13 protein-coding genes are annotated in these 14,582 nt (G+C 65.0%); 8 read left to right on the top strand and 5 right to left on the bottom strand.

Annotated features, from left to right (window positions below; translation table 11 throughout):
• Positions 1-111: 111 nt before the first annotated feature.
• Positions 112-1,674 carry a class I adenylate-forming enzyme family protein gene (locus VOM14_RS05350; protein WP_327627702.1) on the top strand — a complete coding sequence of 521 codons (1,563 nt, stop codon included), beginning with the start codon at positions 112-114 and terminating at the stop codon, positions 1,672-1,674.
• A 44-nt stretch (positions 1,675-1,718) separates the two neighbouring features.
• Here the strand turns inward: VOM14_RS05350 and xerD are convergent, their stop codons facing one another.
• From xerD to queG, 3 genes are read right to left on the bottom strand one after another with little or no spacing between them, the layout of a single operon-like run.
• Positions 1,719-2,663 (bottom strand): site-specific tyrosine recombinase XerD, encoded by a 945-nt coding sequence (gene xerD / locus VOM14_RS05345; protein WP_327627701.1) that lies wholly within the window; start codon positions 2,661-2,663, stop codon positions 1,719-1,721.
• Positions 2,660-3,130, bottom strand: a complete 471-nt coding sequence (locus tag VOM14_RS05340) for a methylated-DNA--[protein]-cysteine S-methyltransferase (protein WP_327627700.1) — start codon at positions 3,128-3,130, stop codon at positions 2,660-2,662. The genes xerD and VOM14_RS05340 overlap by 4 nt, the downstream gene beginning before the upstream one ends.
• Positions 3,131-3,175: 45 nt before the next feature.
• The gene (gene queG / locus VOM14_RS05335) at positions 3,176-4,423 is read right to left on the bottom strand and encodes a tRNA epoxyqueuosine(34) reductase QueG (protein ID WP_327628110.1); all 1,248 of its coding nucleotides are present in this window, start codon (positions 4,421-4,423) and stop codon (positions 3,176-3,178) included.
• Positions 4,424-4,440: 17 nt separating this feature from the next.
• On the opposite strand from queG, the gene tsaE reads away from it, so the two are divergent.
• On the top strand, positions 4,441-5,019 hold the full coding sequence (tsaE, locus tag VOM14_RS05330) for a tRNA (adenosine(37)-N6)-threonylcarbamoyltransferase complex ATPase subunit type 1 TsaE (RefSeq protein ID WP_327627699.1): 579 nt from the start codon (positions 4,441-4,443) through the stop codon (positions 5,017-5,019).
• On the top strand, positions 5,001-6,608 hold the full coding sequence (locus VOM14_RS05325; protein WP_327627698.1) for an N-acetylmuramoyl-L-alanine amidase: 1,608 nt from the start codon (positions 5,001-5,003) through the stop codon (positions 6,606-6,608). Before tsaE ends, VOM14_RS05325 begins: the two co-directional genes overlap by 19 nt.
• Before the next feature lie 123 nt (positions 6,609-6,731).
• Here VOM14_RS05325 and VOM14_RS05320 read toward each other — a convergent pair whose 3' ends face one another.
• Positions 6,732-7,613 (bottom strand): EamA family transporter, encoded by an 882-nt coding sequence (locus tag VOM14_RS05320; RefSeq protein WP_327627697.1) that lies wholly within the window; start codon positions 7,611-7,613, stop codon positions 6,732-6,734.
• 176 nt (positions 7,614-7,789) lie between these two features.
• Here VOM14_RS05320 and VOM14_RS05315 point away from each other — a divergent pair, with 176 nt between their 5' ends.
• Positions 7,790-8,665 carry a pirin family protein gene (locus VOM14_RS05315; RefSeq protein ID WP_327627696.1) on the top strand — a complete coding sequence of 292 codons (876 nt, stop codon included), beginning with the start codon at positions 7,790-7,792 and terminating at the stop codon, positions 8,663-8,665.
• Between the two features lie 108 nt (positions 8,666-8,773).
• Entirely contained in the window at positions 8,774-9,622 is an 849-nt protein-coding gene (trxA, locus tag VOM14_RS05310) for a thioredoxin (protein ID WP_327627695.1), read from the top strand.
• Positions 9,623-9,722: 100 nt separating this feature from the next.
• On the opposite strand, the gene tcdA is transcribed toward trxA, so the two are convergent.
• Positions 9,723-10,577, bottom strand: a complete 855-nt coding sequence (gene tcdA, locus VOM14_RS05305) for a tRNA cyclic N6-threonylcarbamoyladenosine(37) synthase TcdA (RefSeq protein WP_327627694.1) — start codon at positions 10,575-10,577, stop codon at positions 9,723-9,725.
• Positions 10,578-10,872: 295 nt separating this feature from the next.
• On the opposite strand from tcdA, the gene pdxH reads away from it, so the two are divergent.
• From pdxH to VOM14_RS05290, 3 genes are all read left to right on the top strand, one after another.
• Positions 10,873-11,514 (top strand): pyridoxamine 5'-phosphate oxidase, encoded by a 642-nt coding sequence (pdxH, locus tag VOM14_RS05300; protein ID WP_327627693.1) that lies wholly within the window; start codon positions 10,873-10,875, stop codon positions 11,512-11,514.
• A gap of 143 nt (positions 11,515-11,657) precedes the next feature.
• Positions 11,658-12,872 (top strand): cyclopropane-fatty-acyl-phospholipid synthase family protein, encoded by a 1,215-nt coding sequence (locus VOM14_RS05295; RefSeq protein ID WP_327627692.1) that lies wholly within the window; start codon positions 11,658-11,660, stop codon positions 12,870-12,872.
• A 70-nt stretch (positions 12,873-12,942) separates the two neighbouring features.
• On the top strand, positions 12,943-14,535 hold the full coding sequence (locus VOM14_RS05290) for a DUF72 domain-containing protein (RefSeq protein ID WP_327627691.1): 1,593 nt from the start codon (positions 12,943-12,945) through the stop codon (positions 14,533-14,535).
• The last annotated feature ends 47 nt before the right edge of the window (positions 14,536-14,582 follow it).

Genomic DNA, 14,582 nt, shown 5'->3' with positions numbered 1-14,582 from the left:
TTTGCGCAACGGCTATTTGCCGAACGGCCGATTGTGCGGGCCGAACCGTTGTGGCACGATCGTTCGCAAATCTTCCGGCGCGACGTACGCCGGGCCTTTCAGGAGACAACGTTGAGCGCCATTTCGTCTGCCCGTTCCACTCTGGACATTCCCGCATTGCTGGCCGCGCTGCCCGCGCGCATCGCCGACATTCCGGCGCTGGCCGCCGCGCGCGATCCGCAGCACATCGCGTTGATCGAAGATGCGCGTCGCCTCTCGAACGCGCAGCTGCTGCAGGCCATCGATGCCACCGCCGCCATGCTGCAGGCGCACGGCGTGCGCGGCGGCGACCGCGTGATGATCGTCGCGGAAAACAGCATCGCGCAAATCGTGCTCCTGTTCGCCGCCGCGCGGCTCGACGCGTGGGCGATCGTGTCGAATGCGCGCCTCTCGGCGGCGGAACTCGACGCGATCCGCGCCCACGCGAGGCCGCGCGTGACCGCCTACGTGGTGGAAAGCTCCGCAGAGGCCGGCCAGCACGCGCAGCGTCATCAGGCAATCCAGGCGCCCGTGATCGAGCCCGACATCGGCGCATGGTCCTACACCGTGGATGCCGCCGCGCAAGCCGAACCGGTCGAAGCCGCAAACCACCGCCAATGCGCGGCGCTCATCTATACGACCGGCACCACGGGCGCGCCGAAGGGCGTGATGCTGTCGCACCGCAACCTGCTGTTCATCGCCGCGGTGTCGAGCCGTCTGCGCCAGGTGCGCCCGGAAGATGTCGTGTATGCCGTGCTGCCCATCTCGCATGTGTACGGCTTCGCGTCCGTGTGTCTCGGCAGTCTGCACGCCGGCGCGACCTTGCGCCTCGCGCCGCGCTTCGCGCCGGAAGCTGTGCGCCGCGCGCTCGCCGGGGAACGCGTGTCGATCCTCCAAGGCGTGCCCGCCATGCACGCCCGGTTGCTCGAACACATGGAGACCCACGGTCACACGTGGTCCGCGCCGCATCTGCGCTTCGTTTATTCGGGCGGCTCGCCGCTCGACGCGGCGCTGAAAGCGCATGTCGAAAGCGTCTACGGTCTGCCGCTGCACAACGGTTACGGCATGACGGAGAGCAGTCCGACCGTCTCCCAGACCATGCTCGACGCGCCGCGCAGCGACTGTTCGGTCGGAGAAATCATTCCGGGCGTCGAGGTGCGCTTCGTCGGGCTCGACGGCGCGGACGTGGCGCGAGGCGAAGTCGGCGAACTCTGGGTGCGCGGCCCGAATGTCATGCTGGGCTACTACCGCAATCCGGAGCAAACGCGCGCCGCCGTGACGGAAAACGGCTGGCTCAAGACCGGCGACCTCGCGCAGCAGGGCGCGGACGGCGCGCTGCATATCGTGGGGCGCAGCAAGGATCTGATCATCCGCTCGGGCTTCAATGTCTATCCGGCCGAAGTCGAGCATGTGCTGAACGCGCATCCGCAAGTCGTGCAGTCGGCGGTGATCGGGCGTCCGGTCGAGGGCAATGAAGAAGTGGTCGCGTTCGTCGAGCTGACGGCAAGCGCGAGCGTGACCCCGGCCGAACTGATTGCGTGGTGCGCCGAGCGGCTCGCGCCGTACAAGCGGCCCGCCGAAGTGAAAGTGCTGGCCGCGCTGCCCGCTGCATCAACGGGGAAAATCCTCAAGCACCGCTTGCGCGACTTTGTTTGAAGCCCCTGTAGCGGCAAACACAACGATTGCCGCTCAAGCCAGCATCACCCGCGCGGATGATGCTGCGCGTGCAGCGACTTCAGCCGTTCGCGGGCCACGTGCGTGTAGATTTGCGTGGTCGAAATGTCGGTGTGGCCGAGCAGCAGTTGCACCACGCGCAGGTCGGCGCCGTGATTCAGCAGATGCGTCGCGAACGCGTGCCGCAACGTGTGCGGCGACAGCGGCGCATGCACGCCCGCCGCCGCCGCGTGCCGCTTGATGATGTTCCAGAACTGCTGGCGCGTCATGCCCTCCGCGCGGTTCGTGACGAACAGCGCGTCCGCCGCGCGCGCGCCGAGCAGCGCCGGCCGCGCGTCGCGCAGATAGCGCTCGATCCACCCATGCGCCTCTTCGCCGAATGGAATGAGCCGCTCTTTCGAGCCTTTGCCCATCACGCGAACCACGCCTTCGTTCAGCCCGACTTCCACGGTTTTCAACGTGACGAGTTCGGTGACGCGCAAACCGCTCGCGTACATCAGCTCCAGCATCGTGCGATCGCGCAGGCCCAAGGGCGTGTCAATGTCGGGGGCGCCGAGCAGCGCCTCGACTTGCGCTTCACTGAGCGTGGACGGAAAACGCGGCGGCTGTTTGGCCGAACGGATGCGCAGCGTCGGATCGACTGTCGCGCGATGCTCGCGCACGGCCCAGCCGTAATAACGGCGAAACACCGAGAGGCGCCGGTTCGCGGACGTCGATTTGTCTTGCCGGCGCGCCGCGCTGTAGGCGTTCAGATCGGCTTCGCTGGCGGTGTCGAGCGACGCATTGCGAGCTTGCGCGAGCCATTCGCTGAACAGACGCAGATCGCGGCGGTACGCGTCGAGCGTGTTGCGCGACAAGCCGTGTTCGAGCCACAGCGCGTCGCAGAACGCGTCGATCGACGCGGAGCTCGTCGCGAACAAAGGCGACGACAAAGCGGCGGCGCTCGCGTCTCCAACCAGGGTATCGCTCATGCGTAGGGAATGCCTTCATGCGCCAGCAGCCAGCGCTTGACGTTGCGAAAGAAACCATCTTCGGCGTGATGCGCGAATCCGCCGATGCCGCTCGAACTCACCACCCGATGACACGGAATCACAATCGGAAAACAGTTATCGCCGCACGCCTGGCCGACCGCGCGCGGCACGCTGCCGAGTTGCTTCGCCAGTTGGCCGTAGGTCACGACAACCCCGGGCGGAATCTCGCGAAGCGCCTGCCAGACGCGCCGCCGGAACTCGGTGCCCACCGGCGCGAGCGGCAATTCGAAGCTCGCCGAGGCCTGCTCGAAGTAGCGCCGGATCTGTTGCGCCGCCTGTTGCGCCAGCGGCGTGTCGGGCGCGACGCTCTGCATCGACGCCGGCAAATAGACGATCTCGCGCACGGCCTCGCCTTCGAGGCAAATGCCCACTTTGCCGAACGGCGCGTCGATCACTGCGTTGAACATGTCGCCTCCTTGCCCGCCGCAACGGACTCGCGAATTGCCGATACTTTACGCCGCTTCGAGCGCCCATTGCACATGCTCGCGCACCACGGCGGAAGCGTCGTCGGCACGCCTGACGAGCGCCTCCACAATCGCCTCGCGAGCGGCGGCGCGCAACGTTTCACGCGGCGCGCGCAGCGCGTTGCCCATGCCCACGGCGAGATTGCGCAGCCAGCTTTCATAACCGATACGTCGAATCGCGCTGCCCTGCATGCGCGTGTCGAAATCTTCCGCGCTCCAGCCGAATAGTTCCACCAGCGACGCGCGATCGAGACCATGCCGCACATCGAAATCGTCGACCGGCGCGGCCTGCGCGAACTTGTTCCATGGACACACGAGCTGGCAATCGTCGCATCCATACACGCGGTTGCCGACGAGCGGACGCAGCTCGACAGGAATGCTGCCCTTCAGTTCGATCGTCAGATAGGAAATGCAGCGGCGCGCATCGACCTTGTAGGGTCCGACAATCGCACCTGTCGGACATGCGCCGATGCAGCGCGTGCAACTGCCGCAATGCGAGCCCGGCGTTTCGGGCGCGACTTCGGGCGACGTGTCGGCGTCGGTCGGCAAAGGCAGGTCGACATAGATCTCACCGAGAAAGAACAGCGAACCCGCATCGCGTTGCAACAGCAGCGTGTGTTTGCCGCGCCAGCCGATGCCCGCCTTCTGCGCAAGCTCGACTTCGAGCACCGGCGCGGAATCGGTAAACACGCGATAACCGAAGACGCCGATCTCCGCCTGAATTTTCTCTGACAGATGTTGCAGACGGTTACGCATCACTTTGTGATAGTCCCGGCCGCGCGCATAAATTGACACCACGGCCGCCGTCGGATCGGCGAGCCGCGCATGCTCGGCGGCCCGCCAGTCCTGCGTGAGCGGCCCTTGGTGCGCCTCGCTTTCGTGCGGTTTTCCGCTCGATGCATGAGCGGGCAAATAGGCGATGCGCGCGGTGATCACGCGTAGCGTGCCGGCCACAAGCTCGGCAGGCCGCGCGCGTTTCATGCCGTGTTTCGCCATATAATCCATCTCGCCGTGGCAACCCGCTTCCAGCCACGCTGCAAGCGGCGCTTCGGCAGCGGAGAGATCGGTATCGCTAATGCCGATTGCCCCGAAACCCAGTTCACGGCCCCACGTTTTGATGTTCCGCGCGAGCGCATGCAGCGCCGCTTCATCAAGTTGACGCTCGGCACGCGCATCGTCGCACGATGCGGGCGCAGGTGATCTTGCGGATACAGGGGACTGCTGACGTTGGTTCATCACGCCATTTTACGAGAATGCCCGACAATTCCGATCGCGCAATCGCGCCGCCCGCCGAAGTTCTGCTCGACCGCTTCTTCGCGTTCGCAGACGAAGCCGCCACACTCGCATTCGGCGAGCGCTTCGCGCGGGCAATCGAAGGCGTGGCCTTTGGCAGCAACGTCCAAGGCTCCGTCCGCGGCTCGGGCACTCAGGCATTCCACGGTCTGCAAGTACAACTGGTCGGCGATCTCGGCGCCGGCAAAACCACGCTCGTGCGCGCCACGTTGCGCGGGCTCGGCCACGCCGGCCGGGTGCGCAGTCCCACGTACACGCTGGTCGAGCCCTACGTGCTCGAACGGCCTGCCGGGGAACTCACGCTCTATCACTTCGATCTGTACAGATTCACCGATCCGGCCGAATGGGCCGACGCGGGCTTTCGCGAATATTTCGACAGCGGCGCGGTTTGCCTCGTCGAATGGCCGCAGCGCGCGGGGCCGCTTCTGGGCGTACCGGATCTCGTCTTCTCGCTCGACCTGGCCAGCGAGGGCGACGGCCGCGTACTCGTCGCACGGGCCTACAGCGCAACAGGAAAGGCATGTCTCGAAAGATGTTGATCAAACCGTTCCGCTCGATCGAATCGGCGGCCACCGCAACGCATAACTGGCGGCGTCGGCAGATTCTGCGCGCCGGCGCGTCGACGCTCGTGCTCGGCCTCGTCGCTCCGCGCCTCGCGCACGCCAGTTCGGTGCTCGGCGTGCGCGTGTGGCCCGCGCGCGACTACACGCGCGTGACGATCGAATCCGATCAACCTCTGCAGAACGCCCAGCAATTGCTTCAGAGCCCGGACCGGCTCGTGGTCGATCTGAACGGGCTCGATCTCGACCAGGCGCTGAAAGATCTCGTATCGAAAATCACGCCGAACGATCCGCAGATCCAGTCGGTGCGCGTCGGTCAATTCCAGCCGCACGTCGTGCGCATGGTGTTCGACCTGAAGGGCTCGGTGAAGCCGCAGGTGTTCACGTTGCCGCCCGTCGGCGCGTACAAATACCGGCTCGTGTTCGACCTGTATCCGGCCGTCGCGCCCGACCCGCTGATGGATCTGCTCGCGCAGAGCGAGCGCAAGCAGCAAACGCTGAACGAAGAAAACAACGCGACGCCCGCGCCGCCGCCCGCGACGTTGAGCGGCCCCGGCACGACGCCGCCCGCGGGCGACAACAGCGAAGCGTTCTTCGAGCGTTATGCGCAGAACGGCGGCAGCGGGTCGTCGTCGAACGCGCCGCATGCGCCTTCGCATGGCGCGCCGCCCGCGCCGCCCATTCTCGCGAAACCGTCCATGCCGGGCGCGCCTGCCGCGCCGCCCACGGCGATTGCGCGCAACAAAGGCAGCGGCGCCAGCACGGCTAAGCGTCCCGACAATGGCGACCATACCGAGGACAGCGACACCGAAGACACCTACGCGTTCACCGCGCCGAAGTCGGGCAAGAGCAACACGGTGCGCCTTCTGACCGTCGCGATCGACCCCGGCCATGGCGGCGAAGATCCTGGCGCGATCGGCGGCTCGGGCACTTACGAAAAGCATGTCGCGCTCGACATCGCAAAGAAGCTGCGCGCGAAGATCGATGGTCAGCCGAACATGCGCGCCATGATGACGCGCGACGCCGACTTCTTCGTGCCGCTGAACGTGCGTGTGCAAAAGGCGCGGCGCGTCGGCGCGGATCTGTTCGTGTCGATTCACGCCGACGCGTTCACCACGCCCGAGGCGCGCGGCTCGTCGGTGTTCGCGTTGTCGGAGCACGGCGCGACGAGCGCGGCCGCGCGCTGGATGGCGAACAAGGAGAACTCGTCGGATCAGATCGGCGGCATCAACATCAAATCCGCCGACGCCACCGTGAATCGCGCGCTGTTCGACATGTCCACCACGGCGCAGATTCGCGACTCCATGCGTTACGGCAACTTCGTGCTGAAGGAGATCGGCGGGATTAACAAGCTGCACAAAGGCTCGGTCGAACAGGCCGGCTTCGCGGTGCTGAAGGCGCCGGACATTCCGTCGATCCTCGTGGAAACCGCGTTCATCAGCAATCCAGACGAAGAGCGGCGCCTTAACGACGACGCGTATCGCGACAAGATGGCCGACGCGATCATGAGCGGCATCAAGCGTTATTTCGCGGCGAATCCGCCGCTCGCCAAGAACCGCATGACCTGATGCGCTCGCAGACGGGACAGACGGTACATCCGGCCCCTAAGGCACCTACGACACGCCAATGAAAAACGGCCGCAGCAATGCGGCCGTTTTCTGTTTGCGCCGGCGATTCAACGCATTGACGAGTCAACGCGCCGGCGAAAGCCGCTGCACGACCCAGCCGCCGAACACGTTGACCGCGAGGCCCGCCATGACCAGCACCGCGCCGGCCACCTGCGCGGCGGACAGTTGCTCATCGAGAAAGAGCGAGGCGGACGCGAGGCCGACAATCGGCACGAGCAGTGAAAACGGCGCGACCTGGCTCGCCGGATAGCGCGACAGCAGGCGGCTCCACAAACCGTAGCCGATCAGCGTGGCGACAAACGCGAGATAGACCACGGCGAAAATCGACGTTGCGCTGATGCCAGACAGCGCCGCGGCGATCCGCTGCGGGCCCTCGAACGCATACGAGAACGCGAAGAACGGCAGCGGCGGAATCAGGCTGCCCCACACCACCAAGCCGACGAGATCGACCTTGCCCACTTTCTTCGTGACGATATTGCCCAGCGCCCACGAGCACGCGGCGCACAGCGTGAGCACAAAGCCCGCGAGCGTCATGGCGTGGCCGCCTTGCATGCCGATCACCGCAAGGCCCGCGGCCGCGATCAGCAAACCGGCGACGTTCGGCAAACGAAAGCGCTCGCCCAGAAAACACGCGGCGAAGATCAGCGTGAAAAACGCCTGTGCCTGCAACACGAGCGACGCGAGCCCGGCGGGCATGCCGACATACATGGCCGAGAACAGGAAGGCGAACTGCCCCAGCGAGATAGTCAGGCCATAGGCAAGCAGCCAGCGCCACGGCAATTTCGGCCGCTTGACGAAAAACACCGCCGGGACGGCGGCGAGCGTGAAGCGCAGCGCGCCGAGCAGCATGGGCGGCACGCCATGCAAGCCCACTTTGATCACGACAAAATTGACGCCCCACGCGATCACGACGACCAGCGCGAGCAACAAGTCCCTGGGCGACATCCCAGCTTCTCCAATTGATTGTTCGACCTGCCAGTTTAACGGAGCGCGGCGCGGCCCGCGCTTGACGACGCTACGGGTTTCCGGAGCGCCGGGGGCCGCGAGACGTCGTGATTTCGCCCTCCGCAGTAGAATCGTCCATTGAGAAATTTCTTCATTCCTCTTCAGCCGAGCCATTCATGACCTCCTCGATCAAAGCCGTTCTTAAACCGCATTTACGCGACGTCGGCAGTCTGACTGTGCGGCGCGTGCTGCCGGCCATGGCCGCGCGTCTGGTCGGCCCGTTCATCTTCTTCGATCACATGGGCCCCGCGACGCTCGAACCGGGCGTCGGTCTCGACGTGCGTCCGCATCCGCATATCGGTCTCGCCACGGTCACCTATCTGTTCGAAGGCGCGATCATGCATCGCGACAGCCTCGGCTCGGCGCAGAAGATCGTGCCCGGCGACGTCAACTGGATGACCGCCGGACGCGGCATCGTGCATTCCGAGCGCACGCCCGCCGAAGACCGCGTGAAGGGCCACACGATCCACGGCATTCAAACCTGGGTCGCGCTGCCGCTCGAAGACGAAGACGTGGAGCCGTCGTTCGCGCATCACGCCGCCGACACCCTGCCGGTGGTCGAGCGCAACGGCGTGAAGCTGCGCGTGATCGCCGGCACGGCCTTCGGCGCCAGCTCGCCGGTCACGACGTTTTCCGGCACGCTGTATGTCGCCGGCGAATTCGCGCCGGGCAGCGCGTTCGCGCTCGAACCGGAGCATGAGGAACGCGGCGTGTATCTCGTGGAAGGCGATCTGGAGATCGACGGCACGCCGCTCGAAGTCGGCCAGATGGCGGTGCTCGCGCTCGACGAAACCGTCACGCTTGCGAGCACGCACGGCGCGCGCGTGATGGTGCTCGGCGGCGAGAAACTCGAAGGCGAGCGCTTTATCGAATGGAATTTCGTGGCGAGTTCGCGCGAGAAGATCGAGGCCGCGAAGCGCGCCTGGACGAATCAGGACATGGGCAAGGTGCCGGGCGAAACCGAATGGATTCCGCTCCCGGAAAAGAAATGACCGCCGCAATGACCGCCGGATCGACGGCGAACCCGCGGCACGCCGTGGCGCATTGAATCCGCGCCGTTCGGCCCCACGTAACACACACCGTTTATCGACGAGGACGCAATGGACACCACTCTGGCCACATTTGAACAAGACGTGATCGCCGCGTCGACACTGGCCCCCGTGCTGGTCGATTTCTGGGCGCCATGGTGCGGCCCCTGCAAGACGCTCGGCCCGATGCTCGAAAAGCTCGAAGCCGAAGCGGCCGGCAAATGGAAGCTGGTCAAGGTCAACGTGGACGAGAATCAGGAACTCGCCGGGCACTTCCAGGTGCGCAGCATTCCGCACGTGATGGCGTTCGCGGACGGCCAGCCGGTCGATCAGTTTGTCGGCGTGCTGCCCGAAGGCCAGTTGCGCGAATTCATCGAACGGCTCGTGCCGCAAGGCGCGGATGCCGCGCGTCTCGACGCGCAGGCCGCGCTTGCCGAAGGCCGCCGCGAAGACGCTTACGAGGCGTTGCAAGCCGCGCTCGCGTTCGACCCCGGGTTCGACGAAGCGCGCCTCGACCGCATCGAAATGCTGCTCGACGATCACCGTACGGACGAAGCGCGCAACGAAGTCGATCTGCTGTCGCCGAAAACCACGCAAGGCATCGACGCGCGCTACAACGCGATCAAGACGCGGCTCGACGCCGTGGATGCCGCCGCCGATCTGCCGCCCACAGACGCACTGGAGGCGCGCGTCGCGAGTCATCCGGAAGATCTCGAAGCGCGTTTCGATCTGGCCAGCGCGCTGATTGCACGCCGCAAATATGCGGGCGCGCTTGAACATCTGCTCGCGATCGTGCAACGCGACCGCACGTTCCGCGACGACATCGGCCGCAAGACGATGCTCTCGGTGTTCGATCTCGCCGCGCATCAGCCGGAGCTGGTGGCGCAATGGCGGCGCAAGCTGAGCGCCTCGCTTTACTAAACCGGGCGGTTTTCGCGTGCGGCGTTTTCACAGGCGCCGCACGCTTCAATCACGCTTCAATCACGCTTCAGTCACACGTCAAGCCCACGTCACGCGGCACTCAGCTCGCCGCTTTCGCCAACGCCCGCAGCACATGCGCGGCGGCGGCGAATCCGAAGCTCGCCGTCACGCACACGCTCGAACCGAATCCGGCGCAGTTCAGGCCGACCGGCCCCGTATGTCCCGGCGATGTCGTGACGTGCTCTGCTTCCGTGTCGATATCGCAGACCGCGGCTTCCGGATAAATGAGCGGCTCGTCCGAATACACCGCGCTCACCTTGAACTTCGCTTTCGGGCCGCGCGGAAAACCGTGCTGCTTGCGTAGCTGTCCGCGCACTTTCGAGAGCAACGGGTCTTGTATCGTCAAGGCCAGATCGTCGATACGAATGCGCGTTGGATCGAGCTGGCCGCCCGCGCCGCCAATCGTGATCAACGGCTGCTTGCGCTCGACGCACCATGCGATCAACGCGGTCTTGGTGCGCACGCTGTCGATCGCGTCGATCACGTAGTCGAAGCCGCCGCCCAAAGTCGCAGCGAAATTGTCGGGCTCCACGAAGTCTTCCACGAGGCGCACGTCGCAAAACGGATTGATCGCGGCGATCCGCTCGGCCATCGCCGCGACCTTCGGTTTTCCGTAGTTGCCGTCGAGCGCGTGGATCTGCCGGTTCGTATTGCTTTCAGCAACATTGTCGAGGTCGATCAGCGTCAGGGTGCCCACCGCGCTGCGCGCCAACGCTTCAGCGACCCACGAGCCGACTCCGCCGATGCCGATCACCGCGACGTGCGCGCCTTCGAACGCGGCGAGCGCCGGCGCGCCGTACAGACGCGCAATGCCGCCGAAGCGCCGCGCGCGGTCGGCGGTTTCACTCCCGTCGAGGCTGGTAGTAAGATCGGATTGCGCGGCGGTGGTGGACATGATGGAACTCGTTGAAGAAGCAGGACACTGAAGGCGCGTTTGATTCGCGCAGTCGGTATTTTGCCTGAACGCATCGATCCGCATTGCCGCAGGCAGCCGCCGGATCGCGCGGGAGTTACGCGTGAGTTACGCGTGAGCAGTGCGTGAGAAGCGCGTGAGCAGTGCGTGAGAAGTGCTTGAGAAGCGCGCCGAATCCTCGCGCGATGCTCATCAACGCGTGCAGGCTTGATGTGGCTGCGCGCAAAAAATCGGCTCCCTGGCTATACTGGCCTGACTGTAGTGTTCGCATAACAACATGACCTCACTCGCCGAACTTCGAAAAAATTATTCGCTGGGTTCTCTGGACATCGGCGATGCCGACCGTGACCCCTTCCGGCAATTCGACGTGTGGTTTCAACAAGCTGTCGAAGCAAAACTGCCCGAACCGAACACCATGACGCTCGCCACGGTCGACGCGCACGGCCGGCCTTCGGCACGCATCGTGCTAATCAAGGGCGTCGACGAACGAGGCTTCGTGTTCTTCACCAACTACGAAAGCCGCAAGGGCCGCGAGCTGGCCGCCAATCCCTACGCGAGTCTTCTCTTCTACTGGATCGAACTGGAGCGTCAGGTGCGCATCGAGGGGCGTGTCGTCAAAACGAGCGCGGAAGAAAGCGACGCGTATTTCCTGTCACGTCCGGTCGGCTCGCGTATCGGCGCGTGGGCGTCGAATCAGAGTCAGGTGATTGAAAGCCGTTCGCAGCTCGAAACACGCGAACGCGAAATGCGCCTGCAATTCGGCGACGAACCGCCGCGGCCGCCGCATTGGGGCGGCTATCGTTTGGTACCCGAAGCAATCGAATTCTGGCAAGGCCGGCCGTCGCGTTTGCACGACCGCCTGCTCTACACGCGTTCTGGCGAAACCAGCGACTGGCAGATCTCCCGCCTCTCGCCTTGATTGCGCATAAACAACGCCGCCAGCGTGTTGCCGAACCAGCAGCGCGCGGCGGCCGGGTTGCATCTCGCGGCAGGGGATGTACGCCGCTTTGAGCTGCGATCCACACGAGCTTCGCTTTAATTCAACGGACACGGAGAAATCGCATGTTCTGGGAGAAAAAGCTGGCGCAGTGGGTGGAAGAAGTCAAAACCAAGGCCGACCTGCCGGCGCGTCTCGTGTTGTGGGACGGCCAGCAACATGACTTCGGGCGGTTCGCCGCGCCTCAGGTCACGTTGCATGTGAAAAGCGCCACGGCGCTGCCCTACCTGCTCGAACCGAGCCTCGACAATCTGGGCGAGGCGTACGTGAAGGGCAAGATCGATATCGAGGGCAAGCTCTCGGACATCATCAACGTCAGTTATCAACTCGCGCGCAACACCGTCACCAGCGCGGGCAAGCTCGCGCGCATGCGGCGCTATTTCCAGCACTCGAAAGCGTCGGACAGGAAGGCGATCCAGTATCACTACGACGTCTCAAACGAGTTTTACAAGCTGTGGCTCGACGAGAACATGGTGTATTCGTGTGCGTACTTCGAGAACGGCGACGAGGATCTCGGCACCGCGCAACTCAAGAAAATCGACCACATTCTCACCAAGATTCAGGTGCAACCGGGGCAGCGGCTGCTCGATATAGGCTGCGGCTGGGGCGCGCTCGTGCTGCGCGCGGCGCAGAAATTCGGCGCGCAGTGTCTGGGCGTGACGCTGTCGCAGAACCAGTTCGATCTCGCCACCGCGCGCGTGAAGGCCGCGGGGCTCGAAAACCAGATCGAGATCCGTTTGCAGGATTATCGCGACATCGACGGCCAATTCGACCGCATCACCAGTGTGGGCATGTTCGAGCATGTCGGCCGCAAGAATCTGCCCGGCTATTTCCAGAAGATGCACGACCTGCTCGCCGACGACGGCATCGCGCTGAATCACGGCATCACGTCGAGCGATTCGGACAGCGGCGAGACCGCGCTCGGCGGCGGCGAGTTCATCGACCGCTATGTGTTCCCGGACGGCGAGCTGCCGCACATCAGCCTCGCGCTCGAATCAATGCAGCGCGGCGGGCTCGAAGCGGTTGACGTCGAAAGCCTGCGCCGTCACTATGCGCACACGCTCGATCTCTGGGCGGAAAATTTCGAGGCGCAGGCGGACGAAGCCCGCAAGCTCGTCGACGACGAAAAATTCCGCATCTGGCGCGTGTATCTCGCCGGCTGCGCGTACGCGTTCGAAAGCGACGACGTCTCCATTTATCAGGTCGTCTGCCGCAAGGCCGGCCGCAGCGCGAAAACCCTGCCGTGGTCGCGCCGCTACATGTACGAGAAACCGCTGTGACGAATGCGCCGCGGCCGCGTGCATGAGCGCGCCGCCGCGGCGCAACTCTTGAACAGCAGGTCGAATCTCGATGGGCCAGAGCGGCACAAGCGAAGTAGAACAGGCGGTCGGCGAATCCGGCGCGCACGGGCAAGCGCAAACCGAAACGGTGCAGTTCGATCTGTTCGGGATGCCGGTGGAGGGGTCGTCCAGTGCGGCTGCGGATGTCGCTGCGCTTGACGTCACGGCCGGGGTCGGAGCCGCGGCCGGGGCCGCCGGAGCCGTCGCGGCGAAATCCGAACGCCGTCGGCCGCCGCGCGCCAAAGTTGCCGCGCCCACCACGCCCGCTGCGCCCGCCGCTTCGCTGTGGCAAGAAGCGTCGCCGGAAAATCCGCCGACCGGCTCCGTCCAGACCGACGACCTCGCAAACGTCCCGGCAAACGTCCCCGCCGCCGCGCCCAAAAAGCGCCGCGCTCGCGAAATCCTTGCCGCGCCGCCCTCGCAAGACGTCCTCGCACTCGCCGCGAAACTGCCGCCGAATGTGCACCTCGGCACGTCGACGTGGTCGTTTCCCGGCTGGAACGGCATTGTCTACGGCGACGAATACAGCAACAGCAAACTGTCGCGCGACGGTCTCACGGCCTACGGCGCGCATCCGCTGCTGAAGACGGTCAGCATCGACCGGTCGTTTTATCAGGCGCTCACCGTCACCGACTATCTGCGTTACGCGCAACAGGTGCCCGAGCATTTCCGCTTCATCGTCAAGGCGCCGATGACCGTCACCGACGCCACCGTGCGAGCCGAACGCGGCGAACCGGTGTCGCTGAACCCGTGCTTTCTGAACGCGGAAATGGCAATCGACGATTTCGTCACGCCGTGCGTCGAAGGTCTTGGCGCGAAGGCGGGCGCGCTGGTGTTTCAGCTCTCGCCGCTGCCCGATCAGATGCTTGCGCAGCCGGCGGCGTTCATCGAACGGCTGGCCGAGTTTCTGATGGCGCTGCCGAAGCTGCCGGACGGCACTTGCTACGCGATCGAAATCCGCGACGGCAGTTTGCTGACGCCGCGCTTCATTCGCACGCTGAAGGCCGCGGGCGTGCGCTATTGCGTGGGCATTCACGCGCGGATGCCCGAGCCGCTGCGCCAGGCGGCGGCGCTCGCGCTGCTGGACGGCGAACCGGCCGGACCGCTGATCGTGCGCTGGAGCCTGCATGGCGGCTTCAAATACGAACAGGCGAAGGCGAAATACGAGCCGTTCAATCAGCTCGTCGATCATGATCCGGCCACGCGCGCCGCCCTTGCCGAACTGGCCGCGCGCTATGCGCTTGCCGGCCAGCCGGTGGTCATCGCAGTCAACAACAAGGCGGAAGGTTCGGCGCCGTTGAGCTGCATCGAGCTGGCGCGCGAAATCATCGAGGCCTATGCGCGCCTCGCGCACGACCCGGACGATGAGGCGGCACAGGCCGACGCGGAGCCGCAGGTCGCGCCGGTCGAAGGCGGTGAAGCGGAAGCGCTGGAAGCGCCGGAAACGCCCGATGCATCGGGAACTCCTGAAGCACCGGAAGCGCTGGAAATGCCGGCAGCACCGACAGCACCGGAAGCACCGGAGACACCCGAAGCCCCCGAAGCACCCGAAGCACCCGAAGCACCGCGAAGATTTGACCGGAACAACGGCGAAGCCACCTAAGCCTTTGACCCGCCGCTACCACGCACACCGCGCCGCTTCGCCCCCCC

The organism is Paraburkholderia sp. MPAMCS5, assembly GCF_036016995.1.
GTDB lineage: Bacteria > Pseudomonadota > Gammaproteobacteria > Burkholderiales > Burkholderiaceae > Paraburkholderia.
The sequence above is the reverse complement of the archived record's forward strand: the minus strand, read 5'-3'. Positions and strand labels throughout refer to the sequence as shown.